The organism is SAR324 cluster bacterium, from assembly GCA_015232315.1.
Lineage (GTDB): Bacteria > SAR324 > SAR324 > SAR324 > NAC60-12 > JADFZZ01.
In genome coordinates, this window is the sequence record JADFZZ010000082.1 from 1 (window position 1) to 2,624 (window position 2,624).

Annotated in this window: 1 protein-coding gene and 1 pseudogene; both read left to right on the top strand. The window is 39.5% G+C overall.

Annotation, left to right across the window (positions count from 1 at the left end; translation table 11 throughout):
* Positions 1-950 precede the first annotated feature (950 nt).
* Positions 951-2,067: pseudogene (locus HQM11_21360) on the top strand (IS3 family transposase).
* Between the two features lie 123 nt (positions 2,068-2,190).
* Positions 2,191-2,292: a ribbon-helix-helix protein, CopG family gene (locus HQM11_21365; protein ID MBF0353589.1), complete on the top strand. Its 102-nt coding sequence runs from the start codon at positions 2,191-2,193 to the stop codon at positions 2,290-2,292.
* The last annotated feature ends 332 nt before the right edge of the window (positions 2,293-2,624 follow it).

Genomic DNA, 2,624 nt, shown 5'->3' on the forward strand with positions numbered 1-2,624 from the left:
GGGCAGGACTCTTACAGACAGGACAAGGAAATTCTTCATCAGCTTCTGACCATACAACTTCAGAAGAAGGAATTCCTTCCAAAAATCATTCAAGAAGTGGTTTATTTATAGTTCGTTTTAAGGAAAGGTCATTATCATCATATCCAGCGTACCTACAACAAAAACATACGTTTCCAGGCATACTACTAATTTCTTCATCACATATATTTGCACCTGTAAATTCACAATACGTTAATGCAAGTGAAATTTCATCAAATCATTCTTCGGGTATTTTTTCTCTTATTCTTTCGTAAGCATCATAATGTTCAGGAAAAAACTTTTTCAAAGTTTCCCAGTCCTGATAGTTTGGTCATAACCGAAATTGAAGTTCTTTTTCTAAATTTGAAAGCCTTTCTCTCAAATTTAGATTTTCTCAAATAATATTTTCGACAAATGCTTGAATTTTTCCTTTTGAATATCCTATATCATCTGGAAGCAATGATAAAATTTCGAGGATTTTATCCCTGTTAATTACTTCAGGAATAGCTCATTTTTGATAATCCATATTTCTAAATTAAAAAGTATGTACTCAAGTGTTGTGTTTTGCCTCTAATCAGGCTTAGAAAGCAGTCCCTGTGATGTTGCGAAAACGGTAAGCACTTGAAATAATTAGCTTCAGTTAAACTTCCGTATTTTATAAAAACGACAATAACTTCAATATATTATCCAAAACACAACAATCGAGTATGTATCTATTTTAATAAAATTTTATATTTTTTCAAAAAATAAACTCAAATCAGATGAATCCTATTGAAAAACTATGCCTACAGCAGGAAAAAAAATTCCAGAATTGACAAAAGCATTAATTTTATTTTTTGAATCCCAAAGTTTATAATTCCCCCCAAAATTTGGACAGTGTGTTAAGGTACCATCCCGACAATAACCCTGATTCAAATGGCAGGAGGTGGAAGATGACAACCCGAAAAACGCATAGTTCCAGTTTTAAAGCGAAAGTCGCATTATCGGCGATCAAAGAGGAAAAAACGATCAATGAATTGGCCGCGACCTATGAGGTTCATCCCCAGCAAGTCAAACAGTGGAAAAAACAGTTGTTGGATGGATCGACAGAGGTTTTTTCCAACAAGCGTTTGAGTGTCCAAAAGGAACAAGAAGAATTAACGTCCCGATTATATGAACAGATTGGTCAACTTCAGGTGGAACTGAACTGGTTAAAAAAAAAATCTGAACGTTCCGTTTGAGGAACGCAAGCGGTGGATTGACGAGGATTTGTCCTCGATCAGTGTGTCCCGGCAATGTGAATTATTGGGGATTTCAAGAAGTGGATTTTATTATTCTCCCACAGGAGAAAGTGCTTATAATCAACAACTGATGCGTTTGATGGATGAGCAATATACCCAAACCCCGTTTTATGGTTCGCCTCGAATGACTGAATGGTTGAGAAATCAGGGCTACGAGGTGAACCATAAACGGGTCGAACGATTAATGCGTCAAATGGGATTGGTCGCGATTTATCCGAAACCTCATTTGAGTGACCCGCATCCGGATCATCGTATCTATCCCTACTTGCTCAAAGGACTCACCCTTGATCATCCCAATCAGGTATGGAGTACGGATATCACGTATATCCGTTTGTTTTCCGGCTTTGTCTATGTGGTTGCCATTATGGACTGGTTCAGTCGTTATGTCCTGGCCTGGGAACTGTCCATTACAATGGAAGTGGATTTTTGTCTGAAAGCTTTGGAACGGGCTTTGGAGTTAGGGACACCGGAAATATTCAATAGTGACCAGGGATCTCAATTTACCTCCCTGGCTTTCACCGGACGGTTAGAGCAACAGGGTATCCAGATTAGCATGGATGGTCGGGGGCGAGCGTTTGACAATATTTTTATTGAACGTTTATGGCGCAGTCTCAAATGGGAAGAAGTTTATTTACATGATTATCGGAGCGTCAGGGAATCTCGTCAGGGAATTGGCAAATGGTTTCAGTTTTACAATCAGGAACGGTTTCATCAGTCTCTGGATTATCGGACTCCTTATCAGATCCATTTTCAGGGAGCACCCCCATGACGATGAATACAACTCGGATGTAAATATCAATAAAATGTCTGACAATTTATTCTTATGGCTAGAACTCAAGGCAGCAGAAACCGATATCCAGGGACAGACCAGCGAATTACGGTGCGGTTATCCATGAAATTGTTACAGGACTTAGAGCAAGTCGCCCAGGCACACGGACAAAATCGATCCGAAGCGGTTCTGGAAGCTCTTCGAACCTATGTGCGAAAGGGGTAATTGATGGTTCTAACATGCTGCGACTTATCCCTGATTTAGAAATAAAAATCGTTCAAAAATGCCTCCGGCGGCAAGCTTTGAAAAGCTTGACCAAACTTTATGGTAAGCCCCTGGCAGGTGAAAAACTGGTATCTTAAAAATGGTGAAAAATTGTCTGGACAATGGGGGGAACTATAATGTTATGGGAATGGCTGTAATTGACCGTTGTACTCTTGAGTTCATCGGCTTGTGTGCTGCCCAGGGTTCTTCCAGAATCAATTCCTCTTGAATCGTCTGAACCCCTTAAAAAGTAACCTCGATAGTCCGGCAAATTAAAAGTGGTGATGCTATCA